Below are 23,785 nucleotides of genomic sequence, written 5' to 3' on the forward strand. Positions count from 1 at the left end.
CGAACGACGACGCGGGGCAGTCGGTTACCGGACTCCCGGCTGGAGGGCCGCCCCGCTCAGGAGGCGGGGGGCGGGGTGACGGAGAGGACTCGATGCACGAGCGCGAGCCTAGCACGGGCCTGATGAACATCATTTTCAACAAATGTGTCCAATTGGACACAGCCGCAATCGGACACGCCGGGAAATGAAACGGGTTCGACTTACACCCGTGTAAGACTGGCCACGCACAGTAATGCTCTCCTCATCACAGGAGGACGTCTATGGCGAATTCTGTTGCACCGCTCGATCTGCCCACACCCTTGGTGATCACCCTGGGAAATCTGAAGGGCGGCGTCGGCAAGACCACTTCCGCCTTTTTCCTCGCCGGTTACTTCGCGCGGGTGCACAACCTGCGGGTGCTGGTGATCGACGCCGACCCACTGAGTCAGACCGGCTACTCCTGGTATCGCCGGTTGCTCAAGGGCGAGATCGAGGTGCCCTTCACGCTCATCGCGTTTCCCTCCCGGCACGTCGACGATTGCATCGCCGACAATTCCGGGAACTACGACGTGGTGATCGTGGATGCCGGAGGTGAATCGGCGGATATCTTCAAGGCCGCCATTCCCTCGACCGACGAGCTCGTGTTGTTGACGAGTGTGAGTCCCTCGGAGGTGAAACGAGTGCCGAGTACATACCGGGCCGCCGAGGAGGCGGCCGCCGACGCGGATCGCGAGATCCGGGTCCGAGTGCTGATGACGAAGGTTCCGGTCACGATGAAGAACGGCGTCAACGTCTCCACCGAATATCGCACCCAGCGTTCGCATCTGGAGGACGCCGGGTACGAGGTGTTCGAGTCCTATCTCAGCGCGTGGAAGTGGTATCGGGAAGCCGCCGATGGGGAAGTCGGCGAGGGGGCCGAGAATCCACTGCACGATCTGGGCGAATACGGCCGGGTCGGCGACGAGCTCGTCGCGCCCTACCGCGTCGCGCTGGGGGTGCCCGCCTGATGCCTCCGCAACGCAGGAAATCGGTCATCGGCGGCGCCGCCGCGGCCAATCCGCTCGCCGACACCGCCGAGCACACCCCACCGGTCTCGCCGCTGCGCGACGCGGAGTGGCGTCGCTCCGGCGCCGCGCTGTCGGTGGTGCCGCCCGCGCCCGATCCGGCGTCGAACGTGCTGACCATGCCGCTGCCCGATCCGGGCGACGGCCCGCTCAGCGAGCACGAGCAGGCGCAGCTCTCGGACTGCGAAACCTCCATCGGCACACTGCGACTGGCGTTCTGGGCGGCCGGTCGGGCGTTGCAGATCGTGCGTGACGGCCGTCTCTACCGCGACGCCTACGCCACCTTCGACGACTACGTGGAACAGCGCTGGGACATGCAACGCTCCTACGCCCACAAGCTGATTCGCGCGTGGCCGCTCGCCGCCCGGCTGCATCCGATGGCCCCCGGCATCAACGAGGGCCAGATCCGGGAGTTGCTCCCGGTCGCGGCCGAACACGGCGAGGAGGCGGCGGTCACGCTCTACGCCACCCTCGCCGCCGGGGAGAGCAAGGTCACCGCGGGGAGGATCCGGGAGGCGATCGCGGTCCTGCCCGATCGCTTCGATCGCGAACAGGCCGTCGCGCGGTTGCAGTCCTGGCTGCGCGGCGAACTGCCGCAAGCCGCCGCGGCCGATCGCCCGGTGGATCTGTTCAGTTCGGTCGAATCCCGCCTGGTCGCCCTGGGTCGCCGGGTGGTCAAGAGCTCCGGCGAGGATCCGGACGCCGCCCGGGAATTCGCGGCGAAATTGCGTGATCTGGCCGCGCGTATCGAACAGCAATTGAGCGCCTGATACGTCCCCGGAAATGCCCCGCAACGGATAAACAATCCAATGCGGGGCATTTCTTCGTGATCATTGGGTTTTCGATTGGTTATCGCGTTGTTATCATTATCGGGTGTGTTCCTGTTGGTAATTGATTTGCGGTGGGCGAATGATTGCTCCTCGGATCCGCTGGACCGAATGCACATCGCGTCGTTTTTCGAAACTGTTCAAAGGAGCCGGGCAGAGCGTCCGGCCTCCGAAGAAAGGGATCGAAAGGACCGCATCATGGCAGGAATCAGCGAAGGTCGATATTCCGGGTATCTGCGGGGATTGCTCTGGTGGACGATGGGCGCGGCGGTGGTCGCGCTGGGCGCGCTCGGCGCGCTGGTCCTGACCTCCGGCCAGGCCCAGGCCCAGACCCTCGACATTCCGGGTATCGGCGTACTCGACATTCCGGGCGAGGTCCCGACCCCCGGACCGCTGCCGGGCACGCTCGTGGCGATACCGGAAGACGTCGCGCCGGCCGTGCTTCCGGACACCGGCCAGATCGCCGCCGCGACCCCGGTTCCGGAGGTCACGGTCGAATCCGCCGCCGCCGATGTCTGGGCCGCCGTGCGGTCGTTCGCGCCGGGCCTCGACTTGCGTTCGCTGCCAGGCTTTTCCGTGCCCGCACCGCAGGCCGCGCCGCCCGCGGAGCCGCAGAAGTCGACCGGCCAGCTCGCCGTCGAGGCGGCCGAGTCCAAACTCGGCTCGAACTACTCCTACGGCTCGGCCGGACCCGACTCCTTCGACTGCTCGGGTCTGGTGCAGTGGTCCTACGAACAGGCCGGGGTGGATCTGCCCCGCACCAGCTACGAGCAGCTCGACTCCGGCACCCCGGTCGGTTTGGACGAACTCCAGCCCGGCGATCTGGTGTCGTTCTACGGCGGTCAGCACTCGGCCCTCTACGCGGGCGACGGCATGGTCGTCCACGCGGCGACGAGCGGCACCGGCGTGGTGATGTCGCCCATGGCGGAAATGCCCGTCACGGGCGCGCGCCGATTCTGAATTCTCATCCGTTCCGCGATGAATGCCGCTCGAGTCGTTCTTGCAAATGGCGTTGCCACTGTCCGCACACCGCGCCGAACCCGTACTGTCGCCCCTGTGACGCGGATTCTTCCGACGAAATCTTGTTGCCGCGCAAGGCGGTCGACGATACTGGGAGGACGAGCGGTGGGCAGTGGAGGGGAAGCAGGTGGTCGAGGACAACCGGGCGAATTCCGGTGACGGACCGTTCGGACCTATTCGTCCGGAACACGCGGCAGACGGCTGGGAATTGGCCGGCGGCCCGGGGGAGTGGTGGTTGCGCAAGGACTTCGGCGAATTCCGCGGCCGGATCAAGGCGACGACCAGAACCACCTGCGCGTGGCGGATCGGCCGCCAGGACGGCAGCCTGATCCGGGAGGCGTCCGCGCGGTCGGTCGAGGACGCCAAGCTCGCCGCCGAGGACTGGTTCCGCCGGGCGAGTTTCCCCGGCTGAGGCGAAGTTTCGTTCCCGATCACCCGGGTACTGCGGCAACGCGCCCGCAACGATCAGGAGTTCGTCATGTCCGGCAACGGCTCGGGACACAAACCAGCGGTCATGCCCTCGGATGTCGGTGGCAAGCCCTCGGTGTTCGACCGCTTCGCGACCACCATCGGGGAACGGGTCTCCCAGCCCTGGTTCTTCAGCCTCTGCGTCCTCATCGTCGTGCTGTGGTTACCCACGCTCGCGCTGACCGATTTCGACACCTGGCAGTTGATCATCAACACGGTGACGACGATCATCACGTTCCTGTTGGTGGCGCTGTTGCAGAACACCCAGAAACGATCCGACGCCGCGGTGCAGCAGAAGCTCAACGCGATCGCCGAGGGTCTGGCGAATCTGATGGCGGCCGCCGCGCAGGACAATCGCGGACTCGCCGACGACCGCCGCGAACTGCTCGAGGCGGTCGGCCTGGAGAACCGGGAGAGCGCCGACTGAACTCAGCGCCGCGGCTCGGCCCGCGGCCGGGGCCGATGCGCGCCGACCTCCTGGCGCGGCCACTGCCGCCCGCTCGCGGCGAGCGCCGGATCGGCCACGGGCCGACGCCGTTCGGCGGCACGCTCGGCCGAATCGATCTCGGCCAGCCCGACCAGCACGATCAGCATCATGGTCACCAGGGTGACGGTCACGATCAGCGGCGTGAGCAACTGCATGGGATCCGAACCGCCCGGCATCGCGTCGTGCCGGCCGTGCTCGGCGTGCATGGAAGCCATTCCGGTGTAATGCATTCCGCACACCGCGAGCCCCATGATCAGCGCCGCGCCGAGCGTGGCGGGATAGCCGTCCAGATGCAGCATGAACCACAGCGCGGCCGTCGCCGCCACCACCGCGATCACCAGCGACAGCGCCACCAGCCCGAGGTCGTAATGGATGTCGGCCGCGCACCGCATGGCGTACATGCCGAGATAGTGCATCGACGCCACGCCCAGCCCGGTGATCGCACCGCCCAGCGGCAGCGCGATGATCTCCCGGCTGCCGCGCACCACGATCGACAACCCGACCCACACCACCACGATCGCGATGGCCGCGCTCGCCAGCGTGATCGGCATGTCGTAGTGGACGGTCACACCCTTGATGGCGAAACCGAGCATGGCGGTGAAGTGCATGACCCAGATGCCCGCGCCGCCGAGCGCCACGGCCGCGGCGATCAGCCAGCCGCCGGGCCGTTCACCGGCTCGAGCGTGGAAGGCGCAGCGCAGACCGAGGATCGAGCCGATCACCGACATGAGATACGACAGGGCCGGGGTCACCCAACCGTGGTTGAAATGGTCCAGTTCCAGCACAGCTTCTCCGTCGTTCGGTCAGACGTCGATCAGATGGTCGGGCGTGCGGGTAGGGCACACCTTGTGCACGAAATCGCGGCGCAGCGCGTGATAGGGCTCGCCGGGGGCGTGGAAGTTGCGCCACATGTGGCCCAATTCCGTTGCGCGGTAATCGGATAGCGGTCGCTCCGCCTCGTCCGCCGCGCGGCGGCGCTTCTTGCGCACCAGCCGGTCCGCCAATTCCGGTGCGGCCGAAAGGGTTTCGGCATCGCGGCGGACCTGGTCCCAGAAGTGGGCGGCGTCGCCCGGCAGCGCGCGGTCGACCAGTCCCAGGCTCACGGCGGCACGCGCGCCGACCGGCAGCGCCTCGGTGGTGAGCCGTTCGGCGGTCGCCGCGCCCACCCGGCGCGGCAGGGTGTAGGTCCAGTACTCCGACCCGTACAGGCCCATCAGCCGGTAGTGCGGATTGAGGACGGTCGACGCCCGGCACCACACCTCGTCGGCGGCCAGCGCGAGCATCACCCCGCCCGCCGCGGCGTTCCCGGCGAGCGCGGCGACGACCAACGTATCGGTGGTGGTGAGGATCGCCTCCACCAGATCGTCCATCGCGTTGATATTGGCCCAGGACTCCGCGGCCGGATCGGGCGCGGCCTCGATGACGTTGAGATGGATGCCGTTGGAGAAGAAGTCGCGGGCCGGGCCGAGGACCAGCACGTTCACCGGCCGGGTGGCGGCCTCGCGGTAGGCGGCGAGCAGGCGGCGGCACTGCTCGGTGCTCATCGCGCCGCTGGTGAAGGCGAATTCGAGGTAGCCGACCTCGTTCTCCTCGCGGTAGCGGATCTCCGACCAGGTGTCGCGGGTGGCGGCCTCGGCGGGCGACACCGGCGCCTCGGGGATGCCGGGCGGCAGGTCCGCTCCCAGCGCGGTCGTCGCGGGCATCTTGAAAGTGGTTGGGCCACCGGGGATTCGGCGCGGGCGCAGTTGGGGCAGCCAGACCGCGCCGTCGACGGTCGCGCGGCAGATCGCGCCGTCGCGGGTCGCGATCACCGCGCCCGGCGCGCCGCGCAGGCGGTCCTCGGGATGGCCGCCGTGCACGAAGAACTCCCGGCCGTACAGCTCGTCGAGCACGCCGGGCTGCGAGTCGGCGGCGCGCAGGCGGCGCAGCACGGTCGCGGTGTCGTCTGTGGTCCAGTCGATGCGCCGGTACTGCTGAGCGTGGTAGGGCCGCAGCACGCCGCGCACGTCGGGCCGATCGTAGTCGAGCGGCTCCGGCACGAAAGCGCCTGTGGCGTAACGATTCACGGCCGTCAGCACCGCGCGCACCGCGGCGTCGGCGACCTCGGTGCGGTAGAGCTCGCTCTTTCCGCACGCCGCGACCGGGAACGGTTCGGTGGCCCAGATCGGTCCCGCGTCCATCTCCGCGACCGCCTGCAACACGGTGACGCCCCACTCGTCGGCGCCCTCGTGGACGGCCCAGTCCAGCGACGACGGCCCGCGATCGCCCTTCGGGCCGGGATGCACGATCAACACGGTGTGGGCGGACCAGATGTCCTCCGGAATCGCCGAGGTCAGCATGGGCGCGACAATGAGATCCGGGGCGAATTCCGCCACCTTGGCCCGGATCGTGTCCTCGCCCAGCGCCAGCACGACTCCCACGCGATGCCCCCGCTCCCGCAGCTCCGCGTGCACACGCTGGGTGAGACTGTTGAAAGCGCTGGCAACCAGCAGGATCCGCACGGCCGTGCCTCCTTCTCGGGAGTTCCGGGTGTTAGGCCGTGAAGGAACGTAGTCGTCCTTTCCACCCGACGCATCCGGGTGGGTTGGTTGCAATAGCCAACCGTAGGTCGGAAATCGCCTTGTACAGCAGTAAGTTTGGCAAGGTGATTTAGGTCACCCCCTAGACGGTGGCGTCGCCGGTCGCGAATGGGTTTGACCTGCAAGCCTTTACGCTGTCAGTCTCCAAAAATGGCTTGCCGCAACATCATTCGAGGAGCCTCGATTCGACCCCGTCTCACCAGCGCCGCGCCGCGGTTCGCCCACGTCGGACGGCCCGCGCGGAAAACGATCCCAGCCGGAAGCGCTTCGGCTCCGAATACGGGGTGGCGCGGCTCATCCTGAGGGCCACGCCGCCTCGGATACGGGCCGGTGTCGTCGCCTCGGCGGCGGCACCGGCCGCGACCCTCGGGGGATCAGTCGGCGCGGGTGATCGTCGGCTGTTCCGTCCCGCCTCGGCCTGCCCGGTCCGCCGGACCCCGCGTGCCGGGGGCGGGATCGGGAGGTTCGAGGTGGGACCACGGGGCGGTCTGTTCGAGCTGGGCCGCGAGGCGCAGCAGGAGCGATTCGCTGTCCGGCGGCCCGATGAATTGGGTTCCCAGGGGCAGATTCTCGGGGGTCCGGTGCAGGGGCACGCTCATCGCGGGCCGCCCGGTCACATTGGCGAGTTGCGTGAACGGGGTGGCGGCCATGGTGGCGAAGACGGTCTCGCGGAAGATCTTGTGCCGGGTCACCCAGCGGCCCGCGCCCAGTTGCAGCAGCGGACCCACCACCGATTCCAGCACCGAATGCAGCGGACGGCTGCCGACCCGCGGCGGCGGCTCGGCGACCGTGGGGGTCAGCAACAGATCGTGGTCGGCGTGCAGCGCGGCCAGCGCGCGGGCGTAGTCGTTCCAGCGTTCGTAGGCGTCGATCAGCTCCCGCGCCGCCAGCGCCCGTCCGGCCGCCGCCAGCGCGCGCGTGTCGAAATCGAAGGCGCGCTCGGGCGCTCCGGTGCGACGACGGGCCCCGGCCACCTCGGCGGCGGCGTGCGCGGTCCACACCGTGGTGAAATCCGTCGCGAACCGGATGCCGTCGATCTTCGGTGCGGCGTCGACGATTTCGTGACCGAGGGATTCCAGCAGGGCCGCGGTCCGCTCGACGGCGCGCGTCGCCTCGGCGTGGATCGGCGTGCCCAGCGGCGACCGCCGATCGACGGCGATGCGCAGCCTCCCCGGCGGTGTCCGCACGGCCTCGGCGTACGCGCCGCCCGGCCGCGGCCGGTAGTAGCGCGCCCCGGGATCGGGCCCCGCGAGCACGTCGAGCATGACCGCCGAATCGCGGACCGTGCGCGAGAGCACCCCGTCGGCCGCCAGCCCGTGCAGCGCGTCGCCCCCGCTCGTCCCGCACGGCACCAGACCGCGTCCGGGCTTCAGGGCGAACAACCCCGTCCACGCCGCCGGGATGCGCAGCGAACCGCCCCCGTCGTTCCCGCCCGCCACCGGCACGATGCCCGCCGCCACGGCCGCGGCCGAACCACCCGACGAACCGCCCGGCGTGCGCTCCGGATCCCACGGATTGCGGGTCGCGCCGAACGCCGAACTCTCGGTGACGGCCTTCATCCCGAACTCCGGCGTGGTCGTCTTACCGAAGATCACCAGCCCCGCGTCCAGCCACCGCCGCACCAGCAGACTGTGCTCCTCCGCCGGAATCGCTTGCAGCGGAGCGGTTCCCGCCGAGGTCGGATATCCCGCGAAATGCTGTTCGAGATCCTTCACCAGGAACGGCACCCCCGCCAGCGGACCGGTGAGCGGACCCGCCGCCCGCGCCCGGCCCACCTCGGCCAGCAGGATGGCCATCGGATTGAGGACCGGACCCACCCGCTCGTAGCGGGCGAGCGCGAGCTCGAGCAGTTCGAGCGGCCGCACCTGCCCGTCCGCGACCAGCCGAGCCAGGCCGACGGCGTCGTGGGCCCGGTATTCGTCGTAGCGCATGACCAACGATAGATCCGGGCGGCCCGTTCCGGCCGCGACCAGCTAGTCGGCGGATTCGACGAACGCGGTCACCGCGTCGACGACGGCCTCGGGCTGTTCCTCGGGAATGTAGTGACCGGCATCGGGAATCAAGACGCCGCGCGTATTCCCCGCCCAGGGCTTCAGGGAGGCGGCCATATCCGGGATCGAGCCGCGGGACGAGGAGATGCCCAGGACCGGGACGGTCAAGGGCCCTCGATCGAGTGCGGCGCGATTGCGGCGCGCCGACTCCGGGGCGTCGCGGTAGTAGCCGAGCAGCGCGCGCAGGCCGTCGTCGGCCGCGAGGGCGGCGGCGTAGTGGTCGATCTCGGCGCCGTCGAACACGTCGGGCGTCAGTGCCTTGGTCGTCAGGAACCAGGCCACGTAGGCGCGCTCGCGACCGGCCAGCAGTGTCTCCGGCAGATCGGGCACCATGTGGAACGCGAAATGCCATGTCTTCCAGAACTTCTCGGGATCCAGGGGCACAGCGTCCGGAAGGGTGACGCCGGGAATTCCGGCGTCCAGCAGTGCCAATCCGTGCAGCCGCTCGGGATGGTTCAGGGCGAGGGAGAAGGCGACCCAGGCCCCGATGTCATGGGCGGCGAGCCAGTACGTCGGCACCTCCAGCTCGGTCACCGCGGCCTGGACGAACTCCGCGACGGTGTGCGTGTCGTAATCGCCGTGCGGCCGATCGGAATGACCCTGGCCGGGCAGATCGATCGCGATCACCCGGAATCGCCGGGCCAGACCCGGCATCACCCCGCGCCACGCCCACCAGGTCTGCGGAAATCCGGCGAGCAGGACGACGGCGGGGCCCGCGGGCCGACCGCCCGCCACGACATGCAGCCGAATGCCGTGCGCGTCGACCCAGCGATGGGCGAAGCCCGCGAGGTCGGGGAGCGGGAGTTCCGGAAGGGGGTGCCCCGCCTGCGCTGGGGTCGCTGTGTTGGTCATGTCTCGAACCTAGCCATCTTGAACTGTTTGGTTCAAGATAGGATGAGAAAGACCACAACGGACGGAGGCGCACGCGATATGGCCGGTAGGAAGCAGTTCGATATGGACGTCGCGCTCGACGCCGCGATGCTCCAGTTCTGGCGCACTGGCTACGCCGACACCTCCCTGGACGACCTGTCGCGGGCGACCGGGCTGAACCGCAGTTCCATCTACTCCTCGCTGGGCGACAAGGATTCGCTGTATCTGCGCTGCCTGGACCGCTACGCCACGCGGTACGGCGCCCGATACGACCAGGCCCTCTCGGCGGCCCCCGTGGACCCGCTGCGCGCGATCCGGGGCTTCTTCGACGTCACCCTGCACCGCATCGCCGATCCCGACCTGCCGGACGGCTGCCTGATCAGTCAGACCACAATGGCCATACCGACTTTGAGCCCCGCCATCGCGGCCCGAGCCCTCGACGCCCTCGCGTCCCAGCGAGAGCGGCTTCGAAACGCCTTGTCCGCCACGGGATTATCCGCCGAGGACGCCGAGAACTTCGCCGTCCACCTCGCGGCGGTCAACCAGTCACTGGCGGTGATGAGCCGGGGCGGGGCGAGCGGGCAGCAGTTGCGCACCATCATCGACATCAGCCTGGGCGCGCTCGCGCGGGCGTTGTAGGTCCGGCGTCGGTCGCTCCGCCGCGCTGGGAAGCGGCGCGAATTCCGTTCCCGGACGGTCGATTTCGATCGTGCCGTCGGCGAGATCGAGGACCATGCAGCCGAGACGGTCGCCGCGGGTGATGTAGTGGGCGCGCAGGGGAGTGATCCGGATCTCGCCCGCGCGCATCCGCCCGGCGAACAGCGAGTCGCCGCCGCGGTGGCATTCGGCCCACTCGTACAGATCGGCCCACGCCTCCAGACCGTTCGGGTCGAATTCGTGATCGTAGGCGTACAGCGTGGAGGTCACGTTCGCGGCGGCGGCGGTCAGCCAGGCCAGGGCCGCGGCCCGGCCGCGCGCCACGCAACGACCGGCTACCTCGATCTCGATCTCCGGATGGAAGTGCCGTTCGGCGACCGCGGCGAAGTCCCCGGCATTGTGCCGGACCAGATAGTCCTCGTAGGTGGCCCGATCCATCCGCTCGCCTTTCGAACCGGCCGCCCCACCGGTGCGGCGGCCATCTTCGAATGGAACCCCGCAGCGGCTCGAATTGCAATGGCAATGGCTCAGCGAAACTCCGCCGCGTGATCGGCGGCCCACTCCGCGAAGGTGCGCCCGGGTGGTCCGGTCACCGATTCGACGGTGGGCCCGACCGGGGCGGGGCCGGTGCCCGCGGCCGCCCACAGATCCAGAACGGGCCGGAACACGAACTCCGCCGCCTCGTCGTAGCCGATCCGCTCGAGCCGGATCGGCTCGCCCACCGCTTCGGCCAGAATGTCGATCATCGCCCGGAACGACAGCGACTCCGGACCGGTGAGCGGGTAGATCGCGCCCGCGTGCCCGGGTTCGGTGAGGGCCGCGACGGCGGCGTCGGCGAGATCGGCCTCGTGGATCGGATTCTGCTGCACGTCCGGAAACGGATGCCGCACAACACGTTCGGCGGCGATCGAGTCCCGCCACAGGCGGGCGTTGGACGCGAAGGCCCCGGGCCGCAGAATGGTCAGCGGCAGCCCGGACTCGCGCAGCGGACCCTCCACGGCCAGATGGCGATCACCGATCGGATTGCCCGGGGCCTCGGCCGCGATCGAGGACAACAGCACGATGTGCCCCACCCCGGCGGCCCGCGCCGCGGCGAGGAAATGCTCCAGGCCCGGACTCGCGGCGTACAGGAACACCCGGTCCACGCCGTCGAGCGCGGCGGCGTAGCTGCCCGGATCGTCGGGATCGGTCGCGGCCACCGCCACATCGGCGGGCAGCTCGGTGTCCTCGGGCCGGGAACTGACCGCCCGCACCGCGTGTCCGGCGGCGCGCAGGCGGTCGATGACCGTGCGGCCGACGAGGCCGCGCGCACCGGTGACGAGAAACGTCATTCGTCTTCTCCTTCTGGGTTTTCCGCTGTCGCGAGGTGAGCGAGGATGCGCCGCAACTGTTCTCCGTACCGCTCCTCGAATTCCATTGTGCGCGGCTCGATCCCGAACAGGTCCCGGACCATGTCGGGCAGCAGGACCGGCGCGGCGACCATGCCGATCACCGCCAGCTGGAACGCCGCCGGATCCAGGTCGGCGGCGACCTCGCCGCGGTCCTGCCGGGCCCGGGTCGTCGCGAGGTCGGACTCCGCGGTCGACGGCGGAATCGGCGCGGCATCGGACAGGGCCCGCCACACCGCGAGCCGGACGCCGCGCGGGTCGGCGAGCATGTGGTGCAGATACCGCAGGACGAGCTCCGCGATCGGCGCGTCCGGATCCGCGAATTCGGCCTCCCGGTCCAGCCACTGCCGCTGCAACGCCCGATACAACCCCGCCTTGCCGCCGAAGTAGTACGTGATGAGCTGCTTGTTCACCCCCGCCCGCTCGGCGATCTCACCGACCCGCGCCCCGGCGAACCCCCGGGTCGAGAACTCGTCGAAGGCCGCCTCCAGCAAGCACTTCCGGGTGCGGTCGGCATCGCGTCGGCGGGTCTCCGGTTCGGCGGCGGGCACGGCCTCCACCGTACCGGACAATTTTACGGATGGTTGATTATCTTCCGCCTCGCGATCCAGCTCGACCAAGCGCCCGAGCACGGGCAGGGCGCGGGCCAGGGCCGTGCGGTCGGCGGGCGACAGCCGCGCGACGAGGGGCGCCAGGTGTCGCACCCGATCGTCGTGCCGGGAGCGCCCGACCCGCCGCCCGGCCGCGGTGAGCCGCACCAGCGTGGCCCGCCGGTCGGTCGGATCGGGTCGCCGCTCGACCAGTCCGTCCCGCTCCAAACGGCTTACGAGTTGGGTCAGCCCCGGCTGGCTGAGCTGTTCGGTCCGGGTCAGCTCGGTCAGCCGCAGCGGTCCGTCGGCGGCGGCGAGCGTGTCCAGGACCGACAGCGTCGTGAACGACAGCCGCTCCCGGGTGGGGATGCGGATGTAGAAGCGGTTGAAGTTCTCCACGGCCGCGGTGAGGGCCGAGACGTACGCGTCGGTGTGGTCCACCCTGGAAATATATCCACTACTTATATAAATTGCGGGTATGACCGTGGAGCAGCCGCAGCCCAGCCCGATTCACGTCCCCGACGAGGTCCTCACCGATCTGCGCCACCGCCTCGAGCGGACCCGCTGGTTCGACGATGTCGCCAACGCGGACTGGTCCTACGGCGTCGACGGCGGCTACCTCCGCGAACTCGTGGACCACTGGCGCACCGACTACGACTGGCGGCGCGCCGAGGCCGCCATGAACGCCTACGACCACTATCGCGTCGAAATCGACGGCGCCCCCATCCATTTCATGCGCCGCCCCGGCGTGGGCCCGAACCCGATCCCGCTGATCCTCAGCCACGGCTGGCCGTGGACGTTCTGGCACTGGTCCAAGGTCGTCGACCCGCTGGCCGATCCGGGCGCGCACGGCGGCGACCCCGCCGACGCCTTCGACGTGATCGTGCCGTCGCTGCCCGGCTTCGGCTTCTCCGGTCCACTGCCCGCCCGGCCGGACATGAACTTCTGGAAGATCGCCGACCTGTGGCACGTCCTGATGACCGAGGTGCTCGGCCACGACCGCTACGCCGCGGGCGGCTGCGATGTCGGCGCGCTGATCGCCGGGCAGTTGGGCCACCGCTACGCCGACGAGCTGTACGGCATCCACATCGGCTCGGGCCAGATGCTCACCCTGTTCAACGGCGACCGCGCCTGGGACATCACCGGCGGCCACCCCCTGCCCGAGGGGCCGCCCGAGATCCGCGAACGTCAACTCGCCCTGGAGAAGCGCTTCGCCGTCCACCTCGCCGCGCACATGCTCGCCCCCAGCACCCTCGGCCATGCCCTCGCCGACTCACCCGTGGGCATGCTCGCCTGGATCCTGGAACGCTGGGCGCACTGGAGCGACACCGGCGGCGACATCGAATCCGTCTTCGGCAAGGACGATCTGCTCACCCACGCCATGATCTTCTGGGTCACCAACACCCTGCCCAGCTCGATGCGCACCTACGCCAACAACAATCGCTACCCGTGGACCCCCGACCACGACCGCGTCCCGCAGATCGAGGCGCCCACCGGCCTCACCCTGGTCGGCTACGAGAATCCGCCCGGCGTCGGAACCGACGGGCGCGCAGCGCATTTCCGCACCAGCGCGCGCGGTTCCTGGTACAACCTGGTCGAGGTCACCGCGCACGAGCGCGGCGGCCACTTCATCCCGTGGGAGATCCCCGGCGCGTGGGTCGAGGATCTGCGCCGGACCTTCCGCGGCCGCCGATGATCACCCCGTAGGATGACCCATTGGCGAGGTTTGGTACGGAGCTCGAAAGGATGCGAGCATGCGGGCGATCAAACGGATCTGGCACTACGCGAAGGCGTTCGGCAGCATGCGCCGGAATCGGACGGACCTGATGGGCTGGCTGATCCGCAGGCCGCAGCTGCTGTTCAGCACGCTGACCTACGAGACCATGCTGCTGTTCTCGAATCGCCTGGACCCGAAGCTCAAGGAGCTGGCCGAGCTCAAGATCGCGGGCATGATCAACTGCGAGTACTGCCTGGACATCGGTTCGGCCCTGGCCAATTCGGGCGGGCTGACCGAGCGGCAGATCACCGAACTGCCGCGCTATCAGACCAGCGACGCCTATTCCGAGCTGGAGAAGCTCGTGCTGGCCTACGCCGAGGCGGCCACCAAGACCCCCGCGGTCGGCATCGCCGAACTGCGCGAGCAGCTGCTCACCCAGCTGACCAAGGGTCAGCTCGCCGAGCTGGCCGCCGCGATCGCGTGGGAGAACCAGCGCGCCCGGATCAACCAGGCCCTCGGCGTCCGCGCCACCGGCATGGCCGAGGGCATGACCTGCGCGCTGCCCGAACAGCGTTCGGCCTGAACGGGGTTCGAGCCTGGCCCATCGGTGTCCCGCGGCCCTTTGGTGTCCCGGGGCCCTTCGGTGTCCCGGGCGGGACTCACGGGTAGGGCAGCGGACTCTCGCCGCGCTGCCGCAACAACAGGCTCATGTACCCGATCTCCTGGGTCTGATCCTGGATCATGCCCCGCGCGACCCGCGCGACCGCGGCCGAGTTCAGCCGCGGTATCGCCGCCTGGGCCATATCGATGCCGCCCCGGTGATGCCGAATCATCAACTGGAGGAAGTGGATCTCGGCGTCGCGGCCCTTGGCGCGGCCCAGCGCGTTGATCTCGTCCCAGGTCGCCATCCCGGGCATCGCCGCGGGCGGGTGCTGCGGCATGGCCATCCCCGCGTGTTGCGGGGCGGCCTCCGGCCCCGGCCGCAACGGCGCCTCGATCAGCATGAGCCACCCTCGCATGGTTCCGATCTCTTGAATCTGGTTGGCGCTCACCTGCTGTGCCAGCGTCACGATCGCCGGGTCGGCGCCCTTGTCCAGGTTCTGGGTCAGGAAGATCGCCTGCTCGTGATGCACGGACATGTCCTGGGCGAAGTCGATCTCGGCGTCGGTGAGCCGCACGGTGTTCGCGGTGTCGGCGGTCCGCGGCCACCACAGCGGCCCCAGCGCCGCGCCCATCACCAGCAGCAGGGCGGCCAGGCCCAGCGCGGGCACGAGCAGCAGCCAGTGTTTCCCGATCGGTCTCATCTCAGGCTCCGACGGTCGATTCCTGGTTCTGTGGTGGGGTGTTCATGTCCCTCACGCTCCCACGGTCGATTCCTGGTTCGGTGGGGGCGTGTACACGTCGTTGTCCAACTGGATGACCATGAACCCGTTGTCGCTGCACGTGGTCCACAGCTGGGTGCCGTGCCACTCCGGCGGCGACAGGCACCAGTCCGAGGACAGGTCGCCGTTGAACGACAGCGCGCCGCGGGCCTGTAAGGCGTTGAGCACGTTGGGATTCCCGGTGAACGCCGCCCGCGCCATGGAGATGAAGCTCAGCAGCGGCAGCCCGATCACCGACGCCTGCGCGTGCGGCGAGTTGACCAGGTTCAGGTTCTCCCCGGTGCGGGCGGGCGGGTTGTAGTAGGCGATCTCGTGGATGTTGCCCGGATCGCGCACGTCGAACACCCGCACCCCGGACGACAGCCACGAGCAGGCCATGGCCGTCGGATCGTCGGGCCGATCCACCGTGCAGTAGTGCGGATCGTAGGTGAGCACCGACCCGCCCTGCGACGAACGCACGTTCTCGTCGATGTTCTGCGGCACATCGATCGCCAGCTTGACCTTCTGCACGATCCGGATGTTCGCCGGATCGGCCACATCGATGAGTTTCACACCGCCGGAACCGATTTCGTCGGGCGTGAAGGTGTAGGGATGACCGTGATAGGTCACCGGGATGCTGTGCTGGGTGACCTGCCCGTCCAGCCAGAACCGGTGACCCAGGTGCGGCACCTGCGGATTGGGGTCGCGCCGCTGCACCGCGCTGATATCGAGGATCGTCATCCCCGCCCACGCCGACAGGTACAGGGTGTTGCCGTCGGGGCTGATGCCGAAGCCGTGCCCCTCCACACCGGTCAGGCCCTGCCAGATGATGTGCGGATTCGCCGGATCGGACACGTCGATCGCGCTGAGCAGGCCGGGGAACACGCCCGAGGCCCAGTAGGTGTTGCCGTCGGGGGAGAAGCCGCCCTCGTGCGACAGGAACGGCAGCGGCATGGTCATATCCGTGCCCGCGCCCCGATTCAGCAGCCGCGGATGCGCGCAGTCGGAGATGTCGTAGATGGAGAAGTAGCCGCCGCCGACGACGCCCAGCGGCACCGAGGACGCGGCGAGCAGCTTGCGGCTCTTGCTGATCTTGAGTGTCTCGAACGTGCCGCCGGTCATCGCGGGTTCGCGTAACATGTCCGTGCGCACGGGATTTCGCGGATCCGACACGTCCAGGACGGTCACGCCGCCGTCGCCCTGCAACACCCCGCCGGGGAAGAACGTGCCGGTGTAGGAGCAGTGATCGTAGGACGCCGACAGCATCCCGCCGCCGGTCCCCTGATATCCGCCGACGAACGAGGTGTTGCAGGTGTAGCCCAGTTTGCTGCGCCCGTTGTCGCGGTCGGCGACCGGAACATCGCCCTGGAGACCGGTTTCCGGCGACGAACCCGGCCCGCAGTCGGCCGTCGGCACCGATTCGGTGCCCACCTCGGTGAACGTCGCGAGGTCGTCCTGGGCGGCCGCGGGTGTGGCGGGGACCAGCCCGGCGAGCACCACCCCCACCGCCATCAGGCAGCCGGGTACCAATCGAGACCGCATGTGCACCACCCTCTTCGCTTCGCACCCATCCCGGTCGAATTCTGCTCGCCGCCCGTGCGACCGGTCAGTAGCAGGAATTTGCCGTGGCGCACGGGAACTCGGGGCTGGGGAGAATACGGCGGTCGCCGCCGCCCGGGCCGCGACCGCCAGGAGGTGCCCGATCATGAATACGACGGCATTGGGACCGGACAAGCTGCGCGGTTACGCGCGTCTGGGCAATCTATATTTCTTCGATCCGCATCTGTTCATTTTCGCGGGTCTCTCGTTGCTGCCCACCGCGGTGCTGCGCGACGGGTGGAATTGGATTTCCTTCGTATTGCTGAGCGCGGGATATTTCCTCGTCCATCACGCCACCGCGGCCTTCGACGACATCACCGGATTCAAGGACGGCTCCGACGCGCGCAATTATCTGGGCAATCCCAGTTATCTGCGCAAGGCCGAATCCAAACCGCTCATCACGGGTCAGCTGGAATTGCACGAGGCCCGTTGGTGCGCGTGGTTGTGCGCGGTGGTCGGGGTGGCGCTGGTGCTGACCGGATTCCTGCTCGCACCGCATCATCCGGTCTGGCTCATCGTGTTCTCCTTCGTCGCGATCCTGCTGTGCGTGCAGTATTCCTACGGGCTGAACCTGAGCCGGTACGGCGGTCAGGAACTGGTGCTGTTCTTCGGTTTCGGACTTCCGGTGGTGGTGCTGTACGCGCTGTTCACCGGGACCATCGCGGCGGTCGCGGTGATGGAGTCCGTGCTGATCGGGCTGTATTCCGTTCTGGTGTCGATGTATTCGAACCTCAACGATCTCGAGGTCGACCGGAACAACGGCCGCATCAATCTCGCCACCACCACCGACGAACGCGGATACGCCCGCGTCGTGGCGGCGCTGGCGGTGGCCGAACCGGTCGTCGCCATCGTCTTCGCGCTCACCACATCGGTTTCCTGGTGGTATCCGATCGCCTTGATTCCGACCTACGCGCTGCGAATCGTCCAGTACCGTAAGGGTTTCGCGGATCGCGATCCGCTGCTCGCTCGGCAATACGGACGTCGCATTCACGAACTGGGGGTAGCGCTGCTGGTGCTGGTCAACATCTTCGCGCTGCACTGATTCGCCCCGAGGAAGGGTTTTGTCATGTCGGATCAAGAGGTCGTCGTCGAGGCCGTGTCGGTCGGCAAGGAGTTCGCCGTCGGCGAGGTGACCGTGCCCGCGGTGCGCGAGGTCAGCCTGACCGTGCGCGCGGGGGAGATCCTGGCGATCGTCGGCAAGAGCGGCAGCGGGAAGTCCACGCTGTGCAATCTGCTGTCCGGACTGGACCGCCCCACCAACGGAACCGTTCGGCTGCTCGGCCGCGACATCGCCGACTACGACGAGACGGCGATGTCGCGGCTGCGGGCGAGCCGGATCGGCTTCGTCTTGCAGAAGGACAATCTGGTGCCGTCGCTGACGCTCGCCGAGAACGTCGCCGCCCCACTGATTTTCGCGGGCACCAAGCCGAAGGCCGCGCTGGCGGCGGCCGCGGCGATCCTCGCCGAGGTCGGGCTCGAGCACCGGCGCTCGGCGTGGCCCGCGCTGGTGTCCGGCGGCGAGGCGCAGCGCGCGGCGGTCGCGCGGGCCTGCGTCGGACAGCCCGCGATCGTGTTCGCCGACGAGCCGACCGGCGCGCTGGATTCGGAGAACGGCCGGATGGTGATGGAGCTGTTCCGCAAGCTGGTGACCCAGCACAACTCGGCGGGCGTGATCGTCACCCACGACCTGGATCTGGTCGGCGACGCCGATCATGTGATCCGGCTCGTCGACGGCCGCGTCGAGGAAGAGCGGGTGGGCGCGTGAGCGGCCTCGACTCGACCGGGCTGGTCGCCCGCGCCCTGGCCCGGAGCTGGTGGCGACGCCCGATCCGGCTCATCGCCGCCATCGTCGCGGGCGTCGGCGGCATCATGCTGACCACGGCCGTGCTGTTGCTCGCGGCCACCGTCATGGGCGCGATCCGCAACGCGCCCGTCCAGGGCGTGGCCGACGGTACCCTCGCCGTGGAGGCGCAGTCGCAGGCGGGCATGTCCCCGGCGATGGTGTCCACGATCGCCGCCGCCTCCCAGGGCGCCACGACTTCCCGTCTGCTGGTTGCCAATACCGAGCTCGACACCGGCGGCCGCTTCCGGCCCGTCATCGTGCTCGGCGTCGATCCGCTGCTGCCCGGCATGCTCGATCCCGCGGCGCTCGCGCTCGACGACGGCCGCGTCACCCTCACCCCGGGGGCGGTGTACCTGGCGAAGCCGTGGGCGAGCGAGCACGGCATCGCCACCGGCGACGACATCGCCGTGTCCACCTCGACGGGCGTGGCGCGGTGGAAGGTCGCGGGACTGCTGCGCGAGGACTTCGCCAATCGCGGCGCGGTCGTCGTCGCGCCGCTCGCCGATGTCGCCGCCGCCTTCGACCGGGGTCCGAATACCGATGTGCTGCTGGTGAAACCGGGTCGGCTCGACGAATCCGCCACCCGCGCAAGCGTTTCCGCGGTGCTCGACGGCGCGGCCGTGGTCAAGGATCCGGCGGACCTGTTCTCCGGGTTCAACCGGACCTTCAAGACGCCGCTGTCGATCCTGGCCATGTTCGCGGCCATCGCGATCCTCACCGCGAGCGTGGTGCTGTTCCTGACCTGGCGGCTGGTGCTCACCGACGCCGGGCCGATCCTGTCGCGGCTGCGGCTGCTGGGGGCGCGGCCGCGGGATCTGATGCTCGGTTCGGGGGCGGTGATGATCCCGATCCTGCTGGTCACCTATGTCGTCGGCGCGGCGGCCGGGCTGGTGCTGGGTCGTCGGCTGTCGGCGTTCACCACGCAGATCACCAATCTCACCCAGCAGGCGCTCAACCCCGGATTCCCTTGGCTGCCAGCGGTTCTCGGGGCGTTCGGCGGGGCGATCGTGATGTTCGGGGTGGCGTGGCTGTCGGGTCTGCTGCGGTTGCGGAGGGTGGCGGCGATCGACGCGGTGAGCAATCGCGACACCGTGGCCGTCGCGACGTCGCGGATCACCGTGCCGCTGGTGACCGCCGCCGGGGCGCTGGTCCTCGCGATCGTCGTGCTTCTCTTCGCGCCGACCCTGGTGAAGGCCGCCGCGCTGGTGCCGCTGCTGTACTCGGTGGCGGTGTTCTGCACGGTGGTGCCGGTGCTGGCCGGAATCGTGCTGCGGCGCAACGCGAACGGGCCGACCGGTCTGTTCGTCGGGCGTCACCTCGAGGTGGGCTGGCGACGCAACGCTGCATTGAGCATCACCTTCGCCGTCGCGATGGTCACCGCGCTGGCGATGTCGGGGGTGTCCACGAGCATCAAGAACGAGGTCGGCCATTCCGTCGACCGCTGGTCCACGGTGGATCTGTTCGTACAGGCCGCGCCCACCGGCGAACTGCTCACCGGCGAGGCCATGCCCACCGCGCTGGCCGCCGAACTCGAGCGCGTCCCCGGAGTACGGACGGCCTACGGGTTCTCCTACGCCAGCGTCGGCATCGACGGCGCGCGCTATCCGCTGTGGTCGTGGAGCGGTTCGCGGCTGGGCGAACTCACCCGGCTGCGGGTGACCGACGGCCCGGCGAACGTGCTGGAGAGCCTGACCGGCGACACCGTGGCGGTCACCTCCAATTTCGCCCGCATCCAGCACAAGTCGGTGGGCTCGACGCTGGATCTGCCGCTGCCCGACGGACATCGGACGGTCCGGGTGGCGGCGATCGTCGACGACTCGGTCTCCGACGGCGGCACGGTGATCGCGAGCGACGCGCTGTTCCGGCAGCTGGTCGGGGCGAGCGGTGTCAACACCTTCTGCCTCGACCTCGCTCCCGGCGCCGACCACGCGACCGTCGAACGGGACGTGCGGACCCTGTTGCACGACCGCTACCCGCGGGCCCGGACCATCGACGAGGCCGGTCTGCGCGCCAGTTTCGTCTCCCTCACCGGGCGGCTGGTGAGCGCGTTCGAGGCGTTCGCCTGGGTGATGTTCGTGGTCGCGACCGCGGTCGGCGCGGCGACGCTGGCCTCCGGTCTGGCCGAACGCCAGCGCGCCATCGCCCTCACGAGACTGGCCGGGGGACAACGCGGTTCGGTGCGCCGCCAACTCATGATCGAATCGGCGCTGCTCGCCGCGGTGGCCTGGGTGGTGGCGGTTCCCGGTGGGCTGCTGGCCATTCCGGCCATGATGAGCGCGCTGTCGGTGCAGAGCGGGCTGCTGCCGCCGGTGACCATCCCGGTGCCGCTGCTCGTGCTGAGCCTGCCGCTGACCTTCGCCGCGGTGGTGCTCGCGCTGTTCGTGGCGCGGCGCTCCTCGCAGGAGATCCCGCTGGCCGAACTCGTCGCCCAGGAATGAAATACGATCTTGTCGAATTAATGCGGAGGTAAATGCCGTAAACCCCTGGCGACATTGTGCGCCCGGCCCGTCCGGGAATGTATAGCAGGTATTTGCTAGCCGGGGGCGGCCGAGGTCAGTGCGAGGCATTCGGAAAAACGTCCGGAATAATGTCCGAAACATTGTTTCAGGCCGGAATTCCGGTTAATGTAGCGGTTGCTGGCGGGCGCTCGGGGAGATCGAGTCCGGCAGCAGAGGATACGCCGAGCGGGGGCGTTGTGATACTCCGTGAACACACCCGAAGGGTCGCCGCGCGTCCGTCGGTCGCTGTTCCGGTCGTGAGGAGGCGTCGTGAAGGCCTACCGACTATCCGCCGTCGAGCATCGAGAAACCGAACTCGCCGAACTCGCGGCCATTCTCGCCGATCCACGGGTCCGGTTACTCACGCTGACCGGAACGGCCGGGGTGGGTAAGACGCAATTGGCGCGAGAAGCGTTGCGCACCAGTACTTTCCGCGACACTACGGTGCTGGTCGATCTCGGTGCGGCGACCGATCGCGCGACGGCCTGGACCACCGTGCGCGCCGCGCTGCGCCGGGAGTGCGGCGCGGCGGACACCGCCGAACCGGACACCACGCTGGCCGAGGTGACGAGCGAGATCGGCGGTGAGCGCCGAGCCCTGTTGCTGGACGACTGCGATCTCGTGGCGGGCGCGATCGCCCGCGATATCGCGGCGCTGCTGCAACGTTGCCCGCGGCTGCTGATCGTCACGACCACGCGGGTGCCGCTGAATCTCGACCACGAGTGCGTGTTCTGTGTGCTGCCGCTCCCGGTCGGGCACGGCGACGAGCACGGGCCCGGTTCGACCCCCGCGGCGCGACTGTTGTTGGAGGGCATCGACAGTCGGTACCGCGATGCGATCACCTTCTCCGATCAGCTGCTGCTCGACGAGATCGCCCAGGTGCTCGACGGCGTTCCCCTGGCGCTGCGGCTGGCGGCGGCGACCGTCGCCCGCGTCGGCGTGGTGCGCACCCTGCGCGTCATCCAGTCCGGCGGCGATCTGGTCTCCACCGGGTACGCCGACACCCCGCCGCGGCACCGTTCCATGTACGCCGCGGTCGCCTGGGGCATGGACGATCTCGACGCCTACTCGACGGAACTGCTGCTGCGCCTGTCGCTGTGCGAGGCGGCGGTGGATCGCGAGACGGTGCTCATGCTCGGCGGCATGGACGCCGAGGCCACCACGACCTCCCTCGCCACGCTGGTGAACCGCAGCCTGCTGCACTACCACGCCGACGAGAACGGCGACGGCCGTTACGAACTCCCGGCGCCGGTGCGGATCTGGTGCCGCCGGACGCTGGCGGCGGACCGGGACCGGGCGCGGCGGCTGCGGGCCGACCACGCCGACCGGATGGCCGAACTCGCCGAGACCATCGGTCATTGGATCCGCCGCAACGGTTCCGGCCGCCCGCTGCCCCGGGCCGCGGCCCGCCGCGCCCGCGACTTCCTCGGCACCGTGGGCGATTTCGTCGCCTCGGGCGATCTGGACCGGGCTGTGCGCATGGCCGGGGTGCTCGAGGACGTGTGGATCCCACTGGGTCTGCTGGCCGACGCCGAGCACATCGTGAGCGATGTGCTCGCCGCCCGCCCGCTGGAACTCCCGTCCGCCGCGCATCGCCGCTGCCTGGAACTGCTGGGCCGCTGGGCATTGCGCACCGGACGCAACGCGCGCGCGGTCAAACTGCTCGCCGAGAGCGAGGCCGCCGCACGGCGTTCCGGGGATCGCGAGGCCGAACTGCGGTGCGCGGCCATGGCGGGGGAGGGCCTGCGGCGGCTGGGTCGGCGGGCGGAGGCCGAGGCGCGCCTGCGCATCGCCGCCGACTGGACCGAGCCCGGCTTCGATCCCGGCGCCGGATCGATCCCGATCGCCACCGCGATCCTCGCCCTGACCGACCACGACGACACCGCCTGGGCGGAGGTCCACCGCCGCGCGCTGGCCCTGGATTTCGACCGCGGCGGCGCGTCGGCCCTGAACGCCCTTGCCGCGACCCGTCTTTCGCGCCCCACCCTCGGCCGAGCACGCCAGCTGTACCTGAGCGTCCTGGAACACGCCCAGTCCCGCTGGTGCCTTCCCGAGACCATCCGAGCCGTCGAGGGCTGCGCCCGCGTCTACGCCCTCGCCGGACCCGAACACCTCCGCACCGCAGCCACCCTCGCGTTGTCGGCCGAACACCTCCGCCGCCGCGGCGGCATCCCGCAGCTGGAATCGCCCGATATCGACCACGACGACGGCGAGTGGCGAAAGATGCTGGGCGACAAGGTGTTCTGCGAGATCCTGCACGAGATCTCGGGCCTGGACCCTGTCGCTGTCATCGACCGCGTCCGCTCCGCCCCGGACCTGTCCCAGGACACCGAACCCCTGCTGGCCGTGCTCACGCCCCGGCAACGGGAGGTCGCCGAACTCGTGGCGACGGGCCTGACCAACCGGATGATCGCGAGCCGCCTCGGCTTGTCGGAGTGGACGGTGGTGAATCACCTGCGGCAGGTGATGATCAAGCTGGATTGCCCGTCACGGTTGCACGTGGCGTTGGTGGTGCAGCGGGAGTCACCGGATCTGGCCGACTCGGAATGTAGGATTCCGGACAAATAGTCGGCCTCACTCGGCGACGGTCACGATTCGTCCAGCTCGATCGCCAAGGCCGGGCACACCCGCGCGGCCTGACGCACCGCGGCGTGCTGGTCGGCGGGCGGACTCTCCTGCAACAGCAGCACCGCGCCGTCCTCGTCGCGCTGGTCGAACACCTCCGGCGCGAGCAGCACGCACTGACCGGAGCTCACGCATTTGCTTTGATCCACAGCGACTTTCATG

22 protein-coding genes are annotated in these 23,785 nt (G+C 69.2%); 12 read left to right on the plus strand and 10 right to left on the minus strand.

Features of this window, described 5'->3' with window-relative positions:
- Positions 1 to 260 precede the first annotated feature (260 nt).
- The 5 genes from ACFYTQ_RS29155 (at position 261) to ACFYTQ_RS29175 (ending at position 3,785) form a co-directional block, all read left to right on the plus strand.
- On the plus strand, positions 261 to 986 hold the full coding sequence (locus ACFYTQ_RS29155; RefSeq protein ID WP_387367953.1) for a ParA family protein: 726 nt from the start codon (positions 261 to 263) through the stop codon (positions 984 to 986).
- Positions 986 to 1,813, plus strand: a complete 828-nt coding sequence (locus ACFYTQ_RS29160; protein ID WP_387367956.1) for a hypothetical protein — start codon at positions 986 to 988, stop codon at positions 1,811 to 1,813. The genes ACFYTQ_RS29155 and ACFYTQ_RS29160 overlap by 1 nt, the downstream gene beginning before the upstream one ends.
- A 315-nt stretch (positions 1,814 to 2,128) precedes the next feature.
- Positions 2,129 to 2,830 carry a C40 family peptidase gene (locus ACFYTQ_RS29165; RefSeq protein ID WP_387368057.1) on the plus strand — a complete coding sequence of 234 codons (702 nt, stop codon included), beginning with the start codon at positions 2,129 to 2,131 and terminating at the stop codon, positions 2,828 to 2,830.
- Positions 2,831 to 3,002: 172 nt separating this feature from the next.
- Entirely contained in the window at positions 3,003 to 3,302 is a 300-nt protein-coding gene (locus ACFYTQ_RS29170; protein ID WP_387367959.1) for a hypothetical protein, read from the plus strand.
- Between the two features lie 66 nt (positions 3,303 to 3,368).
- Positions 3,369 to 3,785 (plus strand): low affinity iron permease family protein, encoded by a 417-nt coding sequence (locus ACFYTQ_RS29175; RefSeq protein WP_387367962.1) that lies wholly within the window; start codon positions 3,369 to 3,371, stop codon positions 3,783 to 3,785.
- A gap of 2 nt (positions 3,786 to 3,787) precedes the next feature.
- Here the strand turns inward: ACFYTQ_RS29175 and ACFYTQ_RS29180 are convergent, their stop codons facing one another.
- From ACFYTQ_RS29180 to ACFYTQ_RS29195, 4 genes are all read right to left on the minus strand, one after another.
- Positions 3,788 to 4,630: an MHYT domain-containing protein gene (locus tag ACFYTQ_RS29180; RefSeq protein ID WP_387367965.1), complete on the minus strand. Its 843-nt coding sequence runs from the start codon at positions 4,628 to 4,630 to the stop codon at positions 3,788 to 3,790.
- Between the two features lie 18 nt (positions 4,631 to 4,648).
- Complete coding sequence (locus tag ACFYTQ_RS29185; RefSeq protein ID WP_387367968.1) at positions 4,649 to 6,346, minus strand: hydrogenase maturation protein; 1,698 nt, start codon at positions 6,344 to 6,346, stop codon at positions 4,649 to 4,651.
- A gap of 452 nt (positions 6,347 to 6,798) precedes the next feature.
- Positions 6,799 to 8,355, minus strand: a complete 1,557-nt coding sequence (locus tag ACFYTQ_RS29190) for an amidase (RefSeq protein ID WP_387367971.1) — start codon at positions 8,353 to 8,355, stop codon at positions 6,799 to 6,801.
- 42 nt (positions 8,356 to 8,397) lie between these two features.
- Complete coding sequence (locus ACFYTQ_RS29195) at positions 8,398 to 9,327, minus strand: alpha/beta fold hydrolase (protein ID WP_387367974.1); 930 nt, start codon at positions 9,325 to 9,327, stop codon at positions 8,398 to 8,400.
- 78 nt (positions 9,328 to 9,405) lie between these two features.
- Between ACFYTQ_RS29195 and ACFYTQ_RS29200 the strand changes: the two genes are divergently transcribed.
- Positions 9,406 to 9,984: a TetR/AcrR family transcriptional regulator gene (locus ACFYTQ_RS29200; protein WP_387367977.1), complete on the plus strand. Its 579-nt coding sequence runs from the start codon at positions 9,406 to 9,408 to the stop codon at positions 9,982 to 9,984.
- Here ACFYTQ_RS29200 and ACFYTQ_RS29205 read toward each other — a convergent pair.
- From ACFYTQ_RS29205 to ACFYTQ_RS29215, 3 genes are all read right to left on the minus strand, one after another.
- Positions 9,892 to 10,440: a hypothetical protein gene (locus tag ACFYTQ_RS29205; protein WP_387367980.1), complete on the minus strand. Its 549-nt coding sequence runs from the start codon at positions 10,438 to 10,440 to the stop codon at positions 9,892 to 9,894. The two genes, ACFYTQ_RS29200 and ACFYTQ_RS29205, sit on opposite strands and share 93 nt — an antisense overlap.
- A gap of 89 nt (positions 10,441 to 10,529) precedes the next feature.
- The gene (locus ACFYTQ_RS29210; protein ID WP_387367983.1) at positions 10,530 to 11,333 is read right to left on the minus strand and encodes an SDR family oxidoreductase; all 804 of its coding nucleotides are present in this window, start codon (positions 11,331 to 11,333) and stop codon (positions 10,530 to 10,532) included.
- Positions 11,330 to 12,421, minus strand: coding sequence for a MarR family transcriptional regulator (locus ACFYTQ_RS29215; protein ID WP_387367986.1), 1,092 nt, complete (start codon positions 12,419 to 12,421; stop codon positions 11,330 to 11,332). The genes ACFYTQ_RS29210 and ACFYTQ_RS29215 overlap by 4 nt, the downstream gene beginning before the upstream one ends.
- A gap of 37 nt (positions 12,422 to 12,458) precedes the next feature.
- On the opposite strand from ACFYTQ_RS29215, the gene ACFYTQ_RS29220 reads away from it, so the two are divergent.
- The gene (locus ACFYTQ_RS29220; protein ID WP_387367989.1) at positions 12,459 to 13,676 is read left to right on the plus strand and encodes an epoxide hydrolase family protein; all 1,218 of its coding nucleotides are present in this window, start codon (positions 12,459 to 12,461) and stop codon (positions 13,674 to 13,676) included.
- A 58-nt stretch (positions 13,677 to 13,734) separates the two neighbouring features.
- Positions 13,735 to 14,280 (plus strand): carboxymuconolactone decarboxylase family protein, encoded by a 546-nt coding sequence (locus tag ACFYTQ_RS29225; RefSeq protein ID WP_387367991.1) that lies wholly within the window; start codon positions 13,735 to 13,737, stop codon positions 14,278 to 14,280.
- Between the two features lie 76 nt (positions 14,281 to 14,356).
- On the opposite strand, the gene ACFYTQ_RS29230 is transcribed toward ACFYTQ_RS29225, so the two are convergent.
- Complete coding sequence (locus ACFYTQ_RS29230) at positions 14,357 to 15,001, minus strand: DUF305 domain-containing protein (protein WP_387367994.1); 645 nt, start codon at positions 14,999 to 15,001, stop codon at positions 14,357 to 14,359.
- Positions 15,002 to 15,052: 51 nt separating this feature from the next.
- Complete coding sequence (locus tag ACFYTQ_RS29235; protein WP_387367997.1) at positions 15,053 to 16,600, minus strand: LVIVD repeat-containing protein; 1,548 nt, start codon at positions 16,598 to 16,600, stop codon at positions 15,053 to 15,055.
- Between the two features lie 163 nt (positions 16,601 to 16,763).
- On the opposite strand from ACFYTQ_RS29235, the gene ACFYTQ_RS29240 reads away from it, so the two are divergent.
- From ACFYTQ_RS29240 to ACFYTQ_RS29255, 4 genes are all read left to right on the plus strand, one after another.
- Positions 16,764 to 17,699, plus strand: a complete 936-nt coding sequence (locus ACFYTQ_RS29240) for a prenyltransferase (protein ID WP_387368000.1) — start codon at positions 16,764 to 16,766, stop codon at positions 17,697 to 17,699.
- Between the two features lie 24 nt (positions 17,700 to 17,723).
- The gene (locus ACFYTQ_RS29245; protein WP_387368003.1) at positions 17,724 to 18,422 is read left to right on the plus strand and encodes an ABC transporter ATP-binding protein; all 699 of its coding nucleotides are present in this window, start codon (positions 17,724 to 17,726) and stop codon (positions 18,420 to 18,422) included.
- Entirely contained in the window at positions 18,419 to 20,938 is a 2,520-nt protein-coding gene (locus tag ACFYTQ_RS29250; RefSeq protein ID WP_387368006.1) for an FtsX-like permease family protein, read from the plus strand. Before ACFYTQ_RS29245 ends, ACFYTQ_RS29250 begins: the two co-directional genes overlap by 4 nt.
- 330 nt (positions 20,939 to 21,268) lie before the next feature.
- Positions 21,269 to 23,566 carry a LuxR C-terminal-related transcriptional regulator gene (locus tag ACFYTQ_RS29255; RefSeq protein ID WP_387368009.1) on the plus strand — a complete coding sequence of 766 codons (2,298 nt, stop codon included), beginning with the start codon at positions 21,269 to 21,271 and terminating at the stop codon, positions 23,564 to 23,566.
- A 20-nt stretch (positions 23,567 to 23,586) separates the two neighbouring features.
- Here the strand turns inward: ACFYTQ_RS29255 and ACFYTQ_RS29260 are convergent, their stop codons facing one another.
- Positions 23,587 to 23,784: a ferredoxin gene (locus ACFYTQ_RS29260; RefSeq protein ID WP_387368012.1), complete on the minus strand. Its 198-nt coding sequence runs from the start codon at positions 23,782 to 23,784 to the stop codon at positions 23,587 to 23,589.
- Position 23,785: the final 1 nt, after the last annotated feature.

The organism is Nocardia sp. NPDC004068, from assembly GCF_042874315.1.
Classification (GTDB): Bacteria; Actinomycetota; Actinomycetes; order Mycobacteriales; family Mycobacteriaceae; genus Nocardia.

What these genes read in the sequence shown, in the direction of transcription:
- ACFYTQ_RS29165 (WP_387368057.1), top strand. Translation starts at nt 2,129, where the DNA reads ATGGGCGCGGCGGTGGTCGCGCTGGGCGCGCTCGGCGCGCTGGTCCTG.
- ACFYTQ_RS29210 (WP_387367983.1), bottom strand. Translation starts at nt 11,333, where the DNA reads ATGACGTTTCTCGTCACCGGTGCGCGCGGCCTCGTCGGCCGCACGGTC.
- ACFYTQ_RS29245 (WP_387368003.1), top strand. Translation starts at nt 17,724, where the DNA reads ATGTCGGATCAAGAGGTCGTCGTCGAGGCCGTGTCGGTCGGCAAGGAG.
- ACFYTQ_RS29160 (WP_387367956.1), top strand. Translation starts at nt 986, where the DNA reads ATGCCTCCGCAACGCAGGAAATCGGTCATCGGCGGCGCCGCCGCGGCC.
- ACFYTQ_RS29190 (WP_387367971.1), bottom strand. Translation starts at nt 8,355, where the DNA reads ATGCGCTACGACGAATACCGGGCCCACGACGCCGTCGGCCTGGCTCGG.
- ACFYTQ_RS29195 (WP_387367974.1), bottom strand. Translation starts at nt 9,327, where the DNA reads ATGACCAACACAGCGACCCCAGCGCAGGCGGGGCACCCCCTTCCGGAA.
- ACFYTQ_RS29235 (WP_387367997.1), bottom strand. Translation starts at nt 16,600, where the DNA reads ATGCGGTCTCGATTGGTACCCGGCTGCCTGATGGCGGTGGGGGTGGTG.
- ACFYTQ_RS29205 (WP_387367980.1), bottom strand. Translation starts at nt 10,440, where the DNA reads ATGGATCGGGCCACCTACGAGGACTATCTGGTCCGGCACAATGCCGGG.
- ACFYTQ_RS29260 (WP_387368012.1), bottom strand. Translation starts at nt 23,784, where the DNA reads ATGAAAGTCGCTGTGGATCAAAGCAAATGCGTGAGCTCCGGTCAGTGC.
- ACFYTQ_RS29240 (WP_387368000.1), top strand. Translation starts at nt 16,764, where the DNA reads ATGAATACGACGGCATTGGGACCGGACAAGCTGCGCGGTTACGCGCGT.
- ACFYTQ_RS29155 (WP_387367953.1), top strand. Translation starts at nt 261, where the DNA reads ATGGCGAATTCTGTTGCACCGCTCGATCTGCCCACACCCTTGGTGATC.
- ACFYTQ_RS29175 (WP_387367962.1), top strand. Translation starts at nt 3,369, where the DNA reads ATGTCCGGCAACGGCTCGGGACACAAACCAGCGGTCATGCCCTCGGAT.
- ACFYTQ_RS29220 (WP_387367989.1), top strand. Translation starts at nt 12,459, where the DNA reads ATGACCGTGGAGCAGCCGCAGCCCAGCCCGATTCACGTCCCCGACGAG.
- ACFYTQ_RS29200 (WP_387367977.1), top strand. Translation starts at nt 9,406, where the DNA reads ATGGCCGGTAGGAAGCAGTTCGATATGGACGTCGCGCTCGACGCCGCG.
- ACFYTQ_RS29225 (WP_387367991.1), top strand. Translation starts at nt 13,735, where the DNA reads ATGCGGGCGATCAAACGGATCTGGCACTACGCGAAGGCGTTCGGCAGC.
- ACFYTQ_RS29230 (WP_387367994.1), bottom strand. Translation starts at nt 15,001, where the DNA reads ATGAGACCGATCGGGAAACACTGGCTGCTGCTCGTGCCCGCGCTGGGC.